This is a genomic window from Pseudomonas sp. 43mfcvi1.1 (assembly GCF_900115935.1).
In the GTDB taxonomy this organism is placed as follows: domain Bacteria; phylum Pseudomonadota; class Gammaproteobacteria; order Pseudomonadales; family Pseudomonadaceae; genus Aquipseudomonas; species Aquipseudomonas bijieensis.
The window spans coordinates 208189-225276 of record NZ_UETT01000009.1; the positions used below are offsets into that span (position 1 = coordinate 208189).

General features: G+C 60.9%; 17 protein-coding genes. 12 read left to right on the forward strand and 5 right to left on the reverse strand.

Features of this window, described 5'->3' with window-relative positions; genetic code table 11:
- Positions 1-217: 217 nt before the first annotated feature.
- From DTP52_RS18660 to DTP52_RS18675, 4 genes are all read left to right on the forward strand, one after another.
- On the forward strand, positions 218-691 hold the full coding sequence (locus DTP52_RS18660) for a MarR family winged helix-turn-helix transcriptional regulator (protein ID WP_109754671.1): 474 nt from the start codon (positions 218-220) through the stop codon (positions 689-691).
- The gene (locus tag DTP52_RS18665) at positions 688-2157 is read left to right on the forward strand and encodes an efflux transporter outer membrane subunit (protein ID WP_109754672.1); all 1470 of its coding nucleotides are present in this window, start codon (positions 688-690) and stop codon (positions 2155-2157) included. The genes DTP52_RS18660 and DTP52_RS18665 overlap by 4 nt, the downstream gene beginning before the upstream one ends.
- Positions 2158-2172: 15 nt before the next feature.
- Positions 2173-3369, forward strand: a complete 1197-nt coding sequence (locus tag DTP52_RS18670; protein ID WP_109754673.1) for an HlyD family efflux transporter periplasmic adaptor subunit — start codon at positions 2173-2175, stop codon at positions 3367-3369.
- A 193-nt stretch (positions 3370-3562) separates the two neighbouring features.
- Positions 3563-5092, forward strand: a complete 1530-nt coding sequence (locus DTP52_RS18675) for a DHA2 family efflux MFS transporter permease subunit (RefSeq protein WP_109754674.1) — start codon at positions 3563-3565, stop codon at positions 5090-5092.
- 158 nt (positions 5093-5250) lie between these two features.
- On the opposite strand, the gene DTP52_RS18685 is transcribed toward DTP52_RS18675, so the two are convergent.
- Both DTP52_RS18685 and DTP52_RS18690 read right to left on the reverse strand, forming a co-directional pair.
- Positions 5251-6000 (reverse strand): UDP-2,3-diacylglucosamine diphosphatase, encoded by a 750-nt coding sequence (locus tag DTP52_RS18685; protein ID WP_109754676.1) that lies wholly within the window; start codon positions 5998-6000, stop codon positions 5251-5253.
- Positions 5997-6500: a peptidylprolyl isomerase gene (locus tag DTP52_RS18690; protein ID WP_109754677.1), complete on the reverse strand. Its 504-nt coding sequence runs from the start codon at positions 6498-6500 to the stop codon at positions 5997-5999. The genes DTP52_RS18685 and DTP52_RS18690 overlap by 4 nt, the downstream gene beginning before the upstream one ends.
- Positions 6501-6749: 249 nt before the next feature.
- Here DTP52_RS18690 and DTP52_RS18695 point away from each other — a divergent pair, with 249 nt between their 5' ends.
- The 3 genes from DTP52_RS18695 (at position 6750) to DTP52_RS18710 (ending at position 10635) form a co-directional block, all read left to right on the forward strand.
- Complete coding sequence (locus DTP52_RS18695) at positions 6750-8447, forward strand: glutamine--tRNA ligase/YqeY domain fusion protein (RefSeq protein WP_109754678.1); 1698 nt, start codon at positions 6750-6752, stop codon at positions 8445-8447.
- Between the two features lie 21 nt (positions 8448-8468).
- Positions 8469-9851: a cysteine--tRNA ligase gene (gene cysS / locus DTP52_RS18700; protein ID WP_109754679.1), complete on the forward strand. Its 1383-nt coding sequence runs from the start codon at positions 8469-8471 to the stop codon at positions 9849-9851.
- 328 nt (positions 9852-10179) lie between these two features.
- Positions 10180-10635, forward strand: coding sequence for a DUF2214 family protein (locus DTP52_RS18710; protein WP_109754681.1), 456 nt, complete (start codon positions 10180-10182; stop codon positions 10633-10635).
- Between the two features lie 184 nt (positions 10636-10819).
- On the opposite strand, the gene csrA is transcribed toward DTP52_RS18710, so the two are convergent.
- Entirely contained in the window at positions 10820-11014 is a 195-nt protein-coding gene (gene csrA / locus DTP52_RS18715; RefSeq protein WP_003179932.1) for a carbon storage regulator CsrA, read from the reverse strand.
- Between the two features lie 247 nt (positions 11015-11261).
- Between csrA and DTP52_RS18720 the strand changes: the two genes are divergently transcribed.
- Positions 11262-11627 carry a penicillin-binding protein activator LpoB gene (locus tag DTP52_RS18720; protein ID WP_109754682.1) on the forward strand — a complete coding sequence of 122 codons (366 nt, stop codon included), beginning with the start codon at positions 11262-11264 and terminating at the stop codon, positions 11625-11627.
- Between the two features lie 135 nt (positions 11628-11762).
- Here the strand turns inward: DTP52_RS18720 and DTP52_RS18725 are convergent, their stop codons facing one another.
- The gene (locus tag DTP52_RS18725; protein ID WP_109754683.1) at positions 11763-12452 is read right to left on the reverse strand and encodes an endonuclease; all 690 of its coding nucleotides are present in this window, start codon (positions 12450-12452) and stop codon (positions 11763-11765) included.
- A 5-nt stretch (positions 12453-12457) separates the two neighbouring features.
- A complete protein-coding gene (locus DTP52_RS18730) occupies positions 12458-12757 on the reverse strand; it encodes a DUF1654 domain-containing protein (protein WP_371925605.1) in 300 nt (99 codons plus the stop codon).
- Between the two features lie 198 nt (positions 12758-12955).
- On the opposite strand from DTP52_RS18730, the gene DTP52_RS18735 reads away from it, so the two are divergent.
- The 4 genes from DTP52_RS18735 to DTP52_RS18750 all read left to right on the forward strand — a co-directional run bounded on the left by DTP52_RS18735 (position 12956) and on the right by DTP52_RS18750 (position 17085).
- Entirely contained in the window at positions 12956-13408 is a 453-nt protein-coding gene (locus DTP52_RS18735; RefSeq protein ID WP_109754685.1) for a hypothetical protein, read from the forward strand.
- A gap of 134 nt (positions 13409-13542) precedes the next feature.
- Positions 13543-14499 (forward strand): sugar ABC transporter substrate-binding protein, encoded by a 957-nt coding sequence (locus DTP52_RS18740; RefSeq protein ID WP_109754686.1) that lies wholly within the window; start codon positions 13543-13545, stop codon positions 14497-14499.
- A gap of 58 nt (positions 14500-14557) precedes the next feature.
- Positions 14558-16111, forward strand: a complete 1554-nt coding sequence (locus tag DTP52_RS18745) for a sugar ABC transporter ATP-binding protein (RefSeq protein WP_109754687.1) — start codon at positions 14558-14560, stop codon at positions 16109-16111.
- The gene (locus tag DTP52_RS18750) at positions 16108-17085 is read left to right on the forward strand and encodes an ABC transporter permease (protein ID WP_013693780.1); all 978 of its coding nucleotides are present in this window, start codon (positions 16108-16110) and stop codon (positions 17083-17085) included. Before DTP52_RS18745 ends, DTP52_RS18750 begins: the two co-directional genes overlap by 4 nt.
- Positions 17086-17088 lie beyond the last annotated feature (3 nt).

Consider the following 17088-nt stretch of genomic DNA (forward strand, 5'->3'; position numbering starts at 1 on the left):
CCATGTCCAATGTGGGAGCGAGCCTGCTCGCGATAGCGCAGTGACATTCAGCATCTTCGTTGACTGACACACCGCTATTCGCGAGCAGGCTCGCTCCCACATTTTTATCTGCGTTTGTCTGTTAGTGCATAGCAACCTAACTATTTGATTGACATTCGCTGCCTAAGCAGTAATATCTCGACATACATTCACTGCCTAGGCAGCAAACGGTGGTCAGATGAAGCACTTCACCCCAGACAACTTCCACAATTGCCATCTCGGCATGCTGCTCGGCCGCACCGCGTTGCTCAAGGACCGAATCATCGATACCCACATGGAACCTGTCGGCATCACCGCCGCGCAGTTCAAGGTATTGATCATCATGGCCCAGTACGGCATCGAGACACCGGCCGAGCTGTGTCGCTACCTGTCCCTGGACAGCGGCTCGATGACGCGGATGCTCGATCGCCTGGAGCAGAAAGGTTTCCTGGCCCGCGAACGTTCCGCCCAGGATCGCCGGCAAGTGCGCCTGGTGCTGACTGAAGCCGGCCAGGCCCTCGCCGATCGCCTGCCGTTTATCGGTGCCGAGGCCATGAACCAGTTGGCCAGCGCCATCAGCCCCGAGGAGTTGCAAACCCTCGAACAGATCCTCAAGAAAATTCTGCTCGCCGCCGGTGACCCCATTACCGTGTCGCGACTGGGGGAAAAATGAAGCGTAAAACCTTGCGTACCCGATTAAGCCTGGTGGTCTTGGCCATGAGCCTGGCCGGTTGTGCCAGCTACAGCGGCTTGAAGACCGAAGGCGTCAGCCTCGAGGCCCAGAGCCTCAAGGCCGGGCAATCCCTGAACGGTGTCACGCTGTCACCGGCCGCGTGGCCGAAAAGCGATTGGTGGAAAAGCCTTGGCGACCCGCAACTCGATGGCCTGATCCGGGAAGCCTTGCGCGATAGCCCGGACATGCAGATCGCCAGCGCCCGAGTGCATCAGGCCAGTGCTGCCGCCTATGCCGCCAACGCGGCGCGCATGCCGACCCTGGATGCCAGCGGCGGCGTCAGCCGTTCGCGCCTGTCCCGTGACCAGGACCCGCAAGGGCTGGGTGAGGCGTATAGCACCCTGCGCACGCTGGGTGTGGATTTCAATTACACCTTCGACCTCTGGGGCGGCCAGCGTGCTGCCTGGGAAGCCGCCCTGGGCCAGGCCCGCGCCGCCGAGATCGATCGCCAGGCCGCGCAACTGACCTTGGCCGCCGACGTGGCCCGGGCCTACAGCGACCTGGGCCAGGCCCACATCATTTATGACCTGGCCACCGAGGACCTCAAGCGCACCCGACAGATGCTCGACCTGAGCAAGCGTCGCCTCACTGCCGGGATCGACAGCGAATATCAGTTCCAGCAGACCGAAAGCCTGGAAGCCAGCGCCGATGCCTCCCGGATCGATGCGGAGAAACGCCTGCAAAGCGCCAAGATCGCCCTGGCGGTCTTGCTCGGCAAGGGCCCGGACCGCGGCAATGAAATCGCCCGGCCCAATGTGCTGCAAGCCAGCGCGGTCGCCTTGCCGTCGAATCTGCCTGCCGAGTTGCTGGGGCGGCGTCCGGACTTGGTCGCGGCGCGTTGGCGGGTCGAGGCGGCGAGCAAGGACATCGAGGCCGGCAAGACCAACTTCTATCCCAATCTCAACCTGAGTGCGGCGGCCGGGACACGCTCGCTGCTGGGCGATGCGATGTTCGGCTCGGCCAGCCGCTTCTTCAATGTGGCGCCGACGGTGTCGTTGCCGATCTTCGATGGCGGCCGCTTGCGAGCGGACCTGGATGCCCGGGACGCCGATTACGACCTGGCGGTGGCGCAATACAACAAAAGCCTGGTCACGGCCCTTGGCGATGTCAGCGACACCATCAACCAGTTGCGTGACATCGCCCGCCAGATCGGCGCCCAGCAGCATGCCACCGATATCGCCCAGAGCTCCTACGACACGGTGGTCCAGCGCTACGGCTCGGGTATCGGTAATTACCTGGACGTGCTGAGCATCGAGCAGCAATTGCTCCAGGCCCAGCGCCAACTGGCGAACCTGAATGCCGAGCAGATCGATTTGTCGATTCAACTGATGCAGGCCCTGGGCGGTGGTTTCGAGGCCCAGACCCTGGCGGCGGCCACCCCGGCCTCTGCTACGCCGAATAACTGATTCGAGGTACTTGTCATGGCTACTGCCGAAACGACTCAATCCGAACATGCGCAAGACAGCAACCCACGCAAGCGCAAGGTCATGCTGGTGACGCTGACGCTGCTGGTCATTCTCTCGGGCCTGGGTGTCTGGGCCTGGCACGAACTGTATGGTCGCTGGAGCGAAAGCACCGACGATGCCTATGTGAACGGCAACGTAGTGGAAATCACACCGCAAGTCACCGGCACCGTGGTGAGCATCGGTGCCGACGACGGCGACCTGGTGCGTGAAGGCCAGGTGCTGGTGCAGTTCGACCCGAACGATGCCGAAGTCGGGCTGCAAAGTGCCCAGGCCAACCTGGCCCGGACCGTGCGCCAGGTGCGTGGCTTGTACAGCAACGTCGATGGCATGCGGGCGCAGGTCAATGCGCAAGAGGCCGAAGTGCAGAAGGCCCAGGAAAACTACAGTCGACGCAAGAACCTGGCGGCCGGCGGGGCGATTTCCCAGGAAGAACTGTCTCACGCCCGGGATGACTTGACCTCGGCGCAGAACGCCTTGGCCAATGCCCGGCAACAACTCAAGACCACCAGCGCCCTGGTGGACGATACCGTGGTGTCGTCCCATCCCGACGTGCAATCCGCCGCCGCGCAATTGCGCCAGGCCTTCCTGGCCAACGCCCGCAGCACCTTGATTGCACCTGTCACCGGTTATGTCGCCAAACGCACCGTGCAACTGGGCCAACGGGTGCAGCCAGGCACGGCGTTGATGGCGGTGATCCCGCTGGATCAGCTGTGGATCGATGCCAACTTCAAGGAAACCCAACTGCGCGACATGCGCATCGGCCAGCCGGTGGACATCGAGGCCGACCTGTACGGCAGCGATGTGAAGTACAGCGGCACCATCGACAGCCTCGGCGCCGGCACCGGCAGCGCGTTTGCCTTGCTGCCGGCACAGAACGCCACGGGTAACTGGATCAAGATCGTCCAGCGGGTGCCGGTGCGCATTCATGTCAATGCCCAGGAGCTGGCCGAGCATCCGCTGCGGATCGGCCTGTCGACCCTGGTCAGCGTCAATCTGCGCGACCAGAGCGGCCCGGTACTGGCCCAGCAGCCACCGCAGAAAGCCTCGTTCAGCACCCAGGTCTATGACCGGCAACTGGCCGATGCCGACGCGATGATCTCGCGGTTGATTCACGAAAACAGCGCGGTTGCGAGCAAGACTGCCCAGCGCTGATCACCCTGTGGGAGCCGAGCTTGCTCGCGATAGCGGCATGGCAGGCAACAAAGATATTGGCTGTAAGGGCCCCATCGCGAGCAAGCTCGGCTCCCACAGGTTTTGTGTTTTGTTCAATGGTTCAGGTAGTCCTGGAACCTGTGGGAGCAAGGCTTGCCCGCGATTCACCACCGTCGCTTCATAGGATTTCGCAATGAGCAATAACGCGTCTTTCACGCCGCCCAGCCTGTTGCTCAGCACCATCGGGCTGTCGCTGGCGACGTTCATGCAAGTGCTCGACACCACCATTGCCAACGTCGCCTTGCCGACCATTTCCGGCAACCTGGGCGTCAGTTCGGAGCAGGGCACCTGGGTCATTACCTCGTTCGCGGTGAGCAACGCCATCGCCTTGCCGCTCACTGGCTGGTTGAGCCGACGGTTTGGCGAGGTGAAGCTGTTTTTGTGGGCGACGATGCTGTTCGTGCTCGCTTCGTTCTTGTGTGGCATTTCCACTTCGATGCCAGAACTGATTGGTTTTCGCGTACTCCAGGGGCTGGTCGCCGGGCCGTTGTACCCGATGACCCAGACCTTGCTGATCGCGGTGTACCCGCCGGCCAGGCGCGGCATGGCCCTGGCCTTGCTGGCGATGGTCACGGTGGTGGCGCCGATTGCCGGGCCGATCCTCGGTGGTTGGATCACCGACAGCTACAGCTGGCCGTGGATCTTTTTCATCAACGTGCCCATCGGGGTCTTCGCGGCGATGGTGGTGCAACAACAGCTCAAGGCGCGGCCGGTGGTCACCAGCCATCAACCGATGGACTACGTAGGGCTGATCACGCTGATCATCGGGGTCGGCGCGCTCCAGGTGATCCTCGACAAAGGCAACGACCTGGACTGGTTCGAATCGAACTTCATCATCATCGGAGCACTGATTTCGCTCATTGCCCTGGCGGTGTTCGTGATCTGGGAAATGACCGACCGCCATCCGGTGGTCAATCTGCGGCTGTTCGCCTATCGCAACTTTCGCATCGGCACCATTGTGCTGGTGGGGGGCTACGCCGGGTTCTTCGGCATCAACCTGATCCTGCCGCAGTGGTTGCAGACCCAGATGGGCTACACCGCGACCTGGGCCGGGCTGGCAGTGGCGCCCATCGGTATCCTGCCGGTGCTGATGTCGCCCTTCGTCGGCAAGTACGCCCACCGGTTCGACCTGCGTGTGTTGGCCGGGTTGGCGTTCCTGGCCATCGGCCTGAGCTGCTTCATGCGCGCCGGGTTTACCAATGAAGTGGATTTCCAGCACATCGCGATGGTGCAGTTGTTCATGGGCATCGGTGTGGCGCTGTTCTTCATGCCGACCCTGAGCATCCTGATGTCGGACCTGCCACCGCACCAGATTGCCGACGGCGCCGGGCTGGCGACGTTCCTGCGGACCCTGGGCGGCAGCTTCGCCGCGTCCCTGACCACCTGGATCTGGATCCGCCGGGCCGACCAGCACCATGCCTACCTGAGCGAACACATCAGCACCTACGAGCCGGCCACCCGTGAAGCACTCAACCAGCTCGGCGGCGCGAGTGCCCCGGCCTATGCCCAGCTCGACCAGATCCTCACCAGCCAGGCATACATGCTCTCCACCGTGGATTACTTCACGTTGCTGGGATGGGGGTTCATGGGGTTGATCTTGCTGGTGTGGCTGGCCAAGCCGCCGTTCGTGGCGAAGGCGGGGCCTGCGTCGGCGGGGCATTGATTCAGAAGTGAAATGCAATCCAATGTGGGAGCGGGGCTGTGGGAGCAAGGCTTGCCCGCGATGCGGGCGACACGGTTCAACTGCAAGACCGTGTCATCGTTCATCGCGAGCAAGCTTTGCTCCCACAGGCCTACTCCCACAGGGGACATCTGCGCGCTTCAGTTGCCTGGCAACGCCAACTGCGCATTACCAAAACCAAACGGCGCCAACGCAAACCCTTGTTCATCCACCTGCAACGCCCAGCCTTGCTTGTCCCAATCTCCCAGCACGATGCGCCGGGCGGCGTGTTCGCCCAGTTGCAGCTTGTGGATGGCGGGGCGATGGGTGTGGCCGTGGATCAAGGTTCTCACGCCGTATTGCTGCATGATCCGCGGGATCTCTTCGGGCGTGACGTCGACGATGTCATTGGCTTTCATGCGTGTCTGCGTGCGGCTTTCGCTACGCAGTTTGCGCGCCAGTTTCTGGCGACTGCCCAGCGGCAGGTGACGCAGGATGAACAGCGTGACCGGATTGCGCAGCCAGCGCCGCAGCTTCATGTAGCCTTCGTCGCGGGTGCAGAGGCTGTCGCCGTGCATCAGCAGCACCGGCTCGCCGTTGAACTGCACGACACTCGGGTCCTTGAGCAGGGTGCAGCCGGCCGCTTTGCAAAAGGCCTGCCCCAGCATGAAGTCGCGATTGCCGTGCATCAGGAAGATGGCCGTGCCGCTGTCGCTCAATTCGCGCAGGGCCTGGCAGATGGAACGCTGGAACGGCGTCATGGCATCGTCGCCGATCCAGGCTTCGAAAAAGTCGCCCAGGATGTACAACGCTTGCGCCGAGCGGGCGCGTGTGGCGAGTAGATCCAGAAACGCCCGGGTGATGTCCGGGCGCTCCTCTTCCAGATGCAAATCTGAAATCAGCAGTATCACTCAATGATCTCGGCTTTCTCGATGATCACGTCTTCTGCCGGGACGTCCTGGTGGCCGGCCTTGGACGTGGTGGCGACGCCCTTGATCTTGTCGACCACGTCGGTGCCTTCGATCACTTCACCGAACACCGCATAGCCCCAACCTTGTACGGTCTTGGCGCTGTGGTTCAGGAAGCTGTTGTCGGCCACGTTGATGAAGAACTGCGCGGAGGCCGAATGCGGCTCCATGGTACGGGCCATGGCAACGCTGTACTTTTTGTTCGGCAGGCCGTTGTCGGCTTCGTTCTGAATGCTTGGGCGCTTGTCTTTCTTTTCCTTCATGCCAGGTTCGAAACCGCCGCCCTGGATCATGAAGTTGCCGATGACACGGTGGAAAACGGTGTTTTCGTAGTGGCCGGCCTTGACGTACTCAACGAAGTTGGCAACGGTCAGCGGTGCCTTTTCGGCGTTCAGTTGCAGGACGATGTCGCCGTGGTTGGTGGTCAGTTTGACTTGGGTCATGATCGCTACTCTTTCAAGGAATTCGTGGGTTTCGGGGCTTCACTGCCCGCAACCGGTCTGGCTGCAATCGGCCAGGTTGGGCAGTTTAGCGTGCCAGGCACGAATTTCGAGGCTGTTTTTCATCTGGTCGTCGATTAAATTCAATCGTTTACCGACCTGGCCTGTCAGGTGCTTGACAGCATCGGCTATGATACGGGCTTTGATTTATCAGGCCGCACCCGGCCGCGCACTTGTACGTTCAAGGATCCTATGAGCAAGCCCACTGTCGACCCTACCTCGAATTCCAAGACCGGCCCGGCCGTGCCGGTCAACTTCCTGCGCCCGATCATCCAGGCGGACCTGGACTCGGGTAAGCACACACAGATCGTCACTCGCTTCCCTCCGGAGCCCAACGGCTACCTGCACATCGGCCACGCCAAGTCGATTTGCGTGAATTTCGGCCTGGCCCAGGAGTTCGGCGGCGTCACGCACTTGCGTTTCGACGACACCAACCCGGCCAAGGAAGACCAGGAATACATCGACGCGATCGAAAGCGACGTCAAGTGGCTGGGTTTCGAATGGTCCGGTGAGGTGCGCTATGCCTCGCAATATTTCGACCAACTGCACGATTGGGCGGTGGAACTGATCAAGGCCGGCAACGCCTACGTGTGCGACCTGACCCCCGAGCAGGCCAAGGAATACCGCGGCAGCCTGACCGAGCCGGGCAAGAACAGCCCGTTCCGTGACCGCAGCGTGGAAGAGAACCTGGACCTGTTCGCCCGCATGCGCGCCGGTGAGTTCCCGGACGGTGCACGGGTGCTGCGCGCCAAGATCGACATGGCCTCGCCGAACATGAACCTGCGCGACCCGATCATGTACCGCATCCGTCATGCCCATCACCACCAGACCGGTGACAAGTGGTGCATCTACCCCAACTATGACTTCACCCATGGTCAGTCGGACGCTATCGAAGGCATCACCCACTCGATCTGCACCCTGGAGTTCGAAAGCCACCGGCCGTTGTACGAATGGTTCCTCGAGCACCTGCCGGTGCCGGCCCATCCGCGCCAGTACGAATTCAGCCGCCTGAACCTGAACTACACCATCACCAGCAAGCGCAAGCTCAAGCAACTGGTGGACGAGAAGCACGTCAACGGCTGGGACGACCCGCGCATGTCGACGCTGTCGGGCTTCCGTCGTCGGGGCTACACGCCAAAATCGATCCGCAACTTCTGCGAAATGGTCGGCACCAACCGTTCCGACGGCGTGGTGGACTTCGGCATGCTGGAATTCAGCATCCGTGACGACCTGGACCACAGCGCCCCGCGCGCCATGTGCGTACTGCGTCCGCTGAAAGTGGTCATCACCAATTACCCGGAAGGCCAGATCGAGAACCTCGAGCTGGCGCGTCACCCGAAAGAAGACATGGGCGTGCGCGTCCTGCCGTTCGCCCGGGAGATCTACATCGACCGTGAAGACTTCATGGAAGAGCCGCCAAAAGGCTACAAGCGCCTGGAGCCGGCCGGCGAAGTGCGCCTGCGCGGCAGCTACGTGATCCGCGCCGACGAAGCGATCAAGGATGCCGACGGCAACATCGTCGAGCTGCGCTGCTCGTACGACCCCGACACCCTGGGCAAGAACCCGGAAGGTCGCAAGGTCAAGGGCGTGATCCACTGGGTGCCGGCCGCTGCCAGCGTCGAGTGCGAAGTGCGCCTGTACGATCGCCTGTTCCGTTCGCCAAACCCGGAGAAGGCCGAAGACAGCGCCAGCTTCCTGGACAACATCAACCCTGACTCCCTGCAAGTACTCACTGGTTGTCGTGCCGAACCTTCGTTGGGCAACGCACAGCCGGAAGACCGTTTCCAGTTCGAGCGCGAAGGTTACTTCTGCGCGGATATCAAGGACTCGAAACCCGGTGCTCCGGTATTCAACCGTACCGTGACCTTGCGCGATTCCTGGGGTCAGTGATCAAGTCTTAAGGGAAACCCTGTGCTTACGATCTACAACACGCTCACCAAGAGCAAAGAAGTCTTCAAGCCGCTGGATGGCAACAAGGTCCGCATGTACGTCTGCGGCATGACCGTGTACGACTACTGCCACATTGGCCATGGTCGCAGCATGGTCGCTTTCGACCTGGTGACCCGCTGGTTGCGTTTCAGCGGTTATGACCTGACCTACGTGCGCAACATCACCGACATCGAAGACAAGATCATCAACCGTGCTCGCGAAAACGGCGAGCCTTACGATGCGTTGACCGAGCGCATGATCAAGGCCATGCACGAGGATGAGGCGCGCCTCAATATCCTCAAGCCGGATCTGGAACCACGGGCAACTGATCACATTCCTGGCATGCTGAGCATGATCCAGACCTTGATCGACAAGGGCTATGCCTACGCACCGGGCAATGGCGACGTGTACTACCGCGTCGCCAAGTTCATGGGCTACGGCAAGCTGTCGCGCAAGAAGATCGAAGACCTGCGCATCGGTGCGCGCATCGAAGTCGACGAATCGAAACAGGATCCGCTGGACTTCGTGCTGTGGAAGGCTGCCAAGCCGGGTGAGCCGAGCTGGGAGTCGCCGTGGGGCGCCGGGCGTCCGGGCTGGCACATCGAATGCTCGGTGATGTCCACCTGCTGCCTGGGTGAGACTTTCGACATTCATGGCGGCGGCAGCGACCTGGAATTCCCGCACCACGAAAACGAAATCGCCCAAAGCGAAGCGGCCACCGGCAAGACCTACGCCAACGCGTGGATGCATTGCGGCATGATCCGGATCAACGGCGAGAAGATGTCCAAGTCCTTGAACAACTTCTTCACCATCCGTGACGTGCTGGAAAAGTACCACCCGGAAGTCATTCGTTACCTGCTGGTGTCGAGCCACTATCGCAGCGCCATCAACTACTCGGAAGACAACCTCAAGGACGCCAAGGGCGCCCTGGAGCGTTTCTACCACGCGTTGAAGGGTATGCCGAATGTGCCGGCGGCCGGCGGCGAAGCGTTCGTTGCACGCTTTACCGAGGTGATGAACGACGACTTCGGCACGCCGGAAGCCTGCGCGGTGCTGTTCGAGATGGTGCGTGAGATCAACCGCCTGCGTGAGAGCGATCTCAATGCAGCGGCCGGTCTGGCGGCACGCCTGAAAGAACTGGCCAGCGTGCTGGGTGTGTTGCAACTCGAAGCCGATGATTTCCTGCAGGCTGGTGCCGAAGGTCGCGTGGACGCCGTCGAGGTCGAGGCATTGATCCAGGCGCGCCTGACCGCCCGGGCCAACAAGGACTGGGCCGAATCCGACCGCATCCGCGACCAGCTCACCGCCATGGGCGTGGTGCTGGAAGATGGCAAGGGCGGGACGACCTGGCGATTGGCGGACTGAAGTCTTACGCAATACCACTGTGGGAGCGAGCCTGCTCGCGATAGCGGAGTGTCAGGCAACATTTTTGTCGACTGATACACCGCCATCGCGAGCAAGCTCGCTCCCACATTGGATCTGTTGCAGTTTCCAATTTTTTGCCCGCCGCCAATCCCTGTGGGAGCCGTGCTTGCTCGCGATGACGGCGGTACATTCAGCATCATTGCAAACGGATACACCGCTATCGCGAGCAGGCTCGCCCCCACAGTTTTTTGCATGCCTACCCTGGCAATCATGGTTTTATGAGCTAGTACTGTCAGGTCGATTCGACGTTCTCTGACAGGGCTCTTCCATGTTGACTCATTGGTCTTTGGCGGCCATTCATCTTCTGGCGTTCGCCCTCGGGCTCTGGGCAGTGCTGACGCGCGGCACGGCGCTGCGACGCCTGGCGGGCGGTGTGGATGCGGTTCGCAATGTGTTGATTGCGGATAACGTATGGGGTGTGTCGGCGCTGGTATTGTTGGTGACCGGTGGGATGCGGGCGTTCGGTGGGTACGAAAAAGGTACGGATTATTACCTGCACCAGCCGCTGTTCCACCTGAAGATGACCTTGCTCCTGCTGATCCTGTTGCTTGAGATCGCGCCGATGATCGCCCTGATCAAATGGCGGATGGCACGGGGCAAAGGGGCGGCGATTGACTCTTCGAAAGCCGGTCGGTTGGCACGGATCAGCCATATCGAAGCCTTGCTGCTGATCTTGATGGTGGTTGCCGCCACTGGAATCGCGCGCGGCGTGAGCCTGGGCTGACGGACCGCGAACGCCCGCTTCGTCATCATTAAAACGAAACGTCTGACAGTCATGCCAAGAGCCATGCCATTAGTATCGATTCACGGGCGGGATGAAAGGAGGCGAGGGTAAGGCGCGGTCGATCGGAATCTTTAGCCAGCCATTGCGACGATGCAAACGGGCTGGCTGCGGACTGCTGCAATGTTCAGGGGGTTTGCGGCTTGTCGGGGGCGGTGAGGCCGGCCTGAATGCGCTGATAAATCTCTTCGCGATGCACCGCAACGTTTTTCGGGGCGTTGATGCCGATCCGGACTTGTTGGCCGCTAACGCCCAGAATGGTGATCGTAATGTCGTCACCAATGTTTATGCTTTCACCGACTTTGCGGGTGAGTATCAGCATGGTGTTCTCCTTGATTGCTTTATAGGGCACCTGATTCAGACAGTGCAGATGTCGGTACTGCTTATAGATTAGTGCTAAGTGTCACAATGTGGGTGCCTCTTTCTGACGTGCAGATGCAGCATTAATTCCCAGGGTGCGACTATACAGAGACGCCGGGCAGGATTCTCGTGTTTTGAGCACTGTTTGCGGCGATCTTGATGGGCACGGGTGCTAAAATCCGTGCCTCATGTCTTCCGGGGGAAACGTTGTGCGCAAATTGGCTTGGGTAATCGCGGTGTTGGTGCTGGCAGGGTGCGGTGAAGGGCGTGACATCGAAGCAGCGAAGCCGAAACCCGCCGCGACCTCTGCATCGGCCGCCGCTGCCGCGCCGCAGTGGGCCGTCGAGGTTCGTGGCGAGACGCCTCAGGCAGTCAGCGACCTGACCGGTTGGCTCATCGAACACAGCTTCATGTCGAACGTAGTGCGCGAGGGCGGCAAGGAGCGGGTCCTGGTCGGTCCTTTCAGCTCCAAGGCCGAGGCCGAAGCCAAGCAGGAGCAAGTGACTGCCGCCCTGGTCCGGGCGAAAAAGCGCAACATCGAGACGTTGGTAGTGGATTATCCGGCCACTCAATAACCGGACAGAACAAAACCTGTGGGAGCGAGCCTGCTCGCGATAGCGGTGTATCAGTCGACAAACTGTTGTCTGTCACTCCGCTATCGCGAGCAAGCTCGCTCCCACAGTCGGTTTGTGCTGTTCACGAATGCGAGGTCAACCGCAGGCCTTCATGTCCACTGGTCCCACGAATTCGTTTCCACGGCCCATGACGCACGCCACGCTCTGGTTGCGCTGACGCTCCCAGCTTTCGACCGGGTAGGTCTTGTCCCAGGCTTCGTACAGGCGCCGATCCTGTTTCGAGAGGCGCAGGCCATATTGCTTGCTCATGTAGAAATAGGTCCGGGCGATCATTCCCCGGATAGAAGGGCGGGGCATGACCTTCTTGGCCTTGAAATCCACCTGGGTCAGGCATGAACCGTATTGCCCCTTCTGCACCGGCAACCAGCCGAAACTGAAATTGCTGCGATCGCCATTCACTTCCCCGATGCTCGGCACCAGGTTGTGCAGGTCGGCCTCGGCCCGTTGATAGACCGGGTCGTAACGGGTGCAGTTTTTACGCCCGCCTTGTTGCCAGCATTGGCGCTGATGGCCGATCTGCCACGCCGGGACAATATGTTCCCACTCGATGCGGGCGGCGCGGCTGGCGTTCTTGCGCGGCACGTAACCGCAGGCGGCCAGGTTCACGCGATTGCCGGTGTATTTGCAGCCACAGTAGAACTCGGTGGATTGCGGCGCGTAGAGTTTCCAGGCGACCTTCTTGGCTTCGTTGAAGGTGCGCGGCGCACCGGCCTGGGCGCCCATGGTGATGAACACAAGCAAAAAAGCTAAACAGCGAACACTCATCAGGCTCAATCTTCCTTCGGCACGACCCAGAAAACCTGCACGCCACCGTCGTCGCGATAGGCGAGGGTCACGTTGTCGTTCTCGTCGATTTCTTCCAGGAGGCGCTCCCATTCATCCACCGGCTCGTCGGGAAGCCGGAAGATCAGCGCGGCCTTGGCTTTTTGCGCGGTGGGGGAATTGATGATTTTCGAGACCCGCAGGCCGAGTCGCGTATAGGAATCTAAGGGGGTAGTTGCAGCGGAGGGCGTGACCACAGGATTATCCTTATTAAGCTGTACGTGCATACAGTATTTAACTGTAGGTATTTACGCAACTGCTTAAAATTCAAGAAGATCGTCTGACAGCGCTTTTTTCGTTTTGGTGTAAGAGGAGGAAATTTTTTATTGGCTGGCGTAAACAGCTGGGCCAAACGCTCTGGCTTGTGACAGATTTGCGTGGGCGCTAAAGAAAGTGCTTTGGCGGGCGATGTCTTTCGTAGGAATCTCATCTTATGGAGTTTTGATATGGCGTTTTCTGTCGGCTTTCCCAATGCGGCGGCCGTGACTATCGGTGGCCAATCCGCTGCTACCCTGAAGGCCCTGAGCGAGGCCGAGACCGAGGCTGCCGATGAGGCCCTTGGTACAACGCGCGCGTCGGGCAAGGTCCGCGTGGACATGGGGGCGGGCGCTGAGGCAACCGATCAGACGCAGGAGAGCGGCAGTACCCAGAGCATTGCCGTTCAGATATTGCTCAAGCGGATGCAAGAGCTTCAGGAGCAGCTCAGGGAGCAGCAACAGCAATTGGCCGCTGCGCAGACACGGAATTATCCGAAACCGGAAGACAAGACCGCGGCGGTCATGGCGGTTCAAGGGCAGATTGCCGACACCAGTGGCGCATTGTTGGAGGTCACCGGTCGCCTGGTCACGGAGCTGGCGAAGGGCGGCAGTTCGGGAGCAATGGTCAATACGACGGCCTGACGCTTCGCCATTGCGGATGCAACCGCAGCGTTGACAAATCCACGAAGCCTTACCATAGTTCACTTCACGCAAACGTTTGCGCGGCGTTCCGTGCATTGATTTGCTCACAATAATCATAAGATCGGAGTGAACCCATGAAGTTGCCATTCGCTGGACGCCTTCTCGCTGTTGCCATGCTCGCGGCCGCATCCGCTGCTCTGCCTCTCTCCTCGGCATTCGCCCAGACCGCTGAAAAACCCAAGGTCGCCCTGGTCATGAAGTCCCTGGCCAACGAATTCTTCCTGACCATGGAAGACGGCGCCAAGGCTTATCAGAAGGAACACTCCGCCGATTTCGACCTGATCTCCAATGGGATCAAGGACGAAACCGACACCGCCAACCAGATCCGTATCGTCGAGCAAATGATCGTGTCCAAGGTCGATGCCCTGATCATCGCGCCTGCGGACTCCAAGGCCATGGTGCCGGTGATCAAGAAAGCCGTCGACGCAGGCATCACGGTGATCAACATCGATAACCAGCTCGATCCGGCCGTGGTCAAGAGCAAGAACATCAACGTGCCGTTCGTAGGCCCGGACAACCGCAAGGGCGCACGTCTGGTCGGTGAGTACCTGGCCAAGGAGCTCAAGGCCGGTGACGAGGTCGGCATCATCGAAGGTGTGTCCACCACTACCAACGCCCAGGCGCGTACCGCGGGCTTCAAGGATGCGATGGAGGCGGCGCAGATCAAGGTCGTCTCCCTGCAATCCGGCGACTGGGAAATCAACAAAGGCAACCAGGTTGCCGCGTCGATGCTCAGCGAATACCCGAACATCAAGGCACTGCTGGCTGGTAACGACAGCATGGCGGTCGGCGCGGTATCGGCCGTGCGCGCGGCGGGCAAGGCGGGCAAGGTGCAAGTGGTCGGTTACGACAACATCAATGCCATCAAGCCAATGCTCAAGGACGGTCGTGTCCTGGCGACTGCCGACCAGTTCGCCGCCAAGCAGGCTGTGTTCGGTATCGAGACGGCGCTGAAGATCCTCAAGGGTGAAAAAGTCGACAGCGGTACCAACGGCGTTATCGAAACTCCGGTCGAGCTGGTGACCAAGTAGTTATCCTGGCGACACAACGGTGCTCGCCCATCCGGGCGAGCGCATGGAGAGTTTTGTTATGTCCGTTAGCGACCCGAACGCTGTCCTTTCTGTCAGCGGCATCGGCAAGACCTATGCCCAACCGGTACTGACTGGCATCGACCTGACGTTGATGCGTGGTGAAGTGCTGGCACTGACCGGCGAAAATGGTGCCGGTAAAAGCACCTTGTCCAAGATCATCGGCGGGCTGGTGACGCCGACGACCGGACACATGCAATTTCAAGGTCAGGATTATCGTCCCGGCAGCCGTACCCAGGCTGAAGAGCTGGGCGTGCGCATGGTGATGCAGGAACTCAACCTGTTGCCGACCCTTTCCGTGGCCGAGAACCTGTTTCTCGACAACTTGCCCAGCGTCGGTGGCTGGATCAGCCGCAAGCAATTGCGCAAGGCGGCCATCGAGGCCATGGCCCAGGTCGGGCTCGATGCAATCGATCCCGACACGTTGGTCGGCGAGCTGGGGATCGGCCATCAGCAGATGGTCGAGATCGCCCGCAATCTGATCGGCGATTGCCATGTGCTGATTCTCGATGAGCCGACCGCCATGTTGACGGCCCGGGAAGTCGAGATGCTCTTCGAACAGATCACTCGCTTGCAGGCTCGCGGCGTGTCGATCATCTACATTTCCCATCGCCTCGAAGAACTGGCGCGGGTCGCCCAGCGCATTGCTGTATTGCGTGATGGCAACCTGGTCTGCGTCGAGCCGATGGCCAACTACGACAGCGAGCAACTGGTGACCCTGATGGTTGGCCGGGAGCTGGGTGAGCATATCGACCTTGGCCCGCGCCAGATCGGCGCGCCAGCGCTGACCGTCAAAGGCCTGACCCGTGCCGACAAAGTCCGCGACGTGTCCTTCGAAGTGCGCAGTGGCGAGATCTTCGGCATCTCCGGCCTGATCGGGGCAGGGCGGACCGAACTGTTGCGGCTGATCTTCGGTGCCGATACCGCCGACAGCGGCACGGTGGCGCTGGGCTCGCCGGCCCAGGTGGTGAGCATTCGCTCCCCGTCCGATGCGGTGGCCCATGGCATTGCGCTGATCACCGAAGACCGCAAGGGGGAAGGCCTGCTGTTGACCCAATCCATCGCCGCCAACATTGCCCTGGGCAACATGCCGGAGATTTCCAGCGCCGGCCTGGTCAATGGCAGCGCCGAACTGGCCTTGGCGCTGCGGCAGGTCAATGCCATGCGCATCCGCAGTTCCAGCCCGACCCAGTTGGTGTCCGAGCTGTCGGGCGGCAACCAGCAGAAAGTCGTGATCGGTCGCTGGCTCGAGCGCGACTGCGCGGTCATGCTGTTCGACGAGCCGACCCGGGGCATCGACGTCGGCGCCAAATTCGACATTTATGCGTTGCTCGGCGAGTTGACTCGCCAGGGCAAGGCGTTGGTCGTGGTGTCCAGCGACCTGCGCGAGCTGATGTTGATCTGTGACCGGATCGGCGTGTTGTCCGCCGGGCGCCTGATCGACACCTTCGAGCGCGACAGCTGGACCCAGGATGACTTGCTTGCCGCCGCATTCGCCGGCTACCAGAAACGTGATGCGTTGCTCAACGAAGCAGCGCCTAGGGATCTTTCATGAAAACCGCATCTGCCGTCGGCAAATCGAGTGGCAATTTCTATGGCCTGGGGACGTACCTGGGCCTGGCTGGCGCGCTGCTGGCCATGGTCGCGCTGTTCTCGGCCCTGAGCAGCCATTTTTTGTCCTATGACACCTTCAGCACCTTGGCCAACCAGATTCCGGACCTGATGGTGTTGGCGGTCGGCATGACCTTCATCCTGATCATCGGCGGCATCGATCTGTCGGTGGGCTCGGTGCTGGCGCTGGCGGCATCGACGGTCAGCGTGGCCGTGCTCGGCTGGGGCTGGAGCGTCTGGCCATCGGCGTTGCTCGGCATGGCCGTGGCGGCACTGGCGGGGACAGTCACCGGTTCGATTACCGTGGCGTGGCGGATTCCATCGTTCATCGTCTCTCTCGGCGTGCTGGAGATGGCTCGGGGCCTGGCGTACCAGATGACTGGCTCGCGTACCGCCTACATCGGCGACTCGTTCGCCTGGCTGTCCAACCCCATCGCCTTTGGCATTTCACCTTCGTTCATCATCGCCTTGCTGGTGATCTTCATTGCCCAGGCGGTGCTGACCCGGACGGTGTTCGGTCGCTACCTGATCGGCATCGGCACCAATGAAGAGGCCGTGCGTCTGGCCGGTATCAATCCAAAGCCCTACAAGATCCTGGTGTTCAGCCTGATGGGCTTGCTGGCCGGTGTGGCGGCGCTGTTCCAGATTTCCCGCCTGGAGGCCGCTGACCCGAACGCCGGCTCAGGGCTGGAGCTGCAAGTGATCGCTGCGGTGGTCATCGGCGGCACCAGCCTGATGGGTGGGCGTGGTTCGGTCATCAGCACCTTCTTTGGCGTGCTGATCATCTCCGTGCTGGCGGCGGGGCTGGCGCAGATCGGCGCCACTGAACCGACCAAGCGCATCATTACCGGCGCGGTGATCGTGGTGGCGGTCGTGCTCGATACCTATCGCAGCCAGCGCGCCAGTCGGCGGGGCTGAACC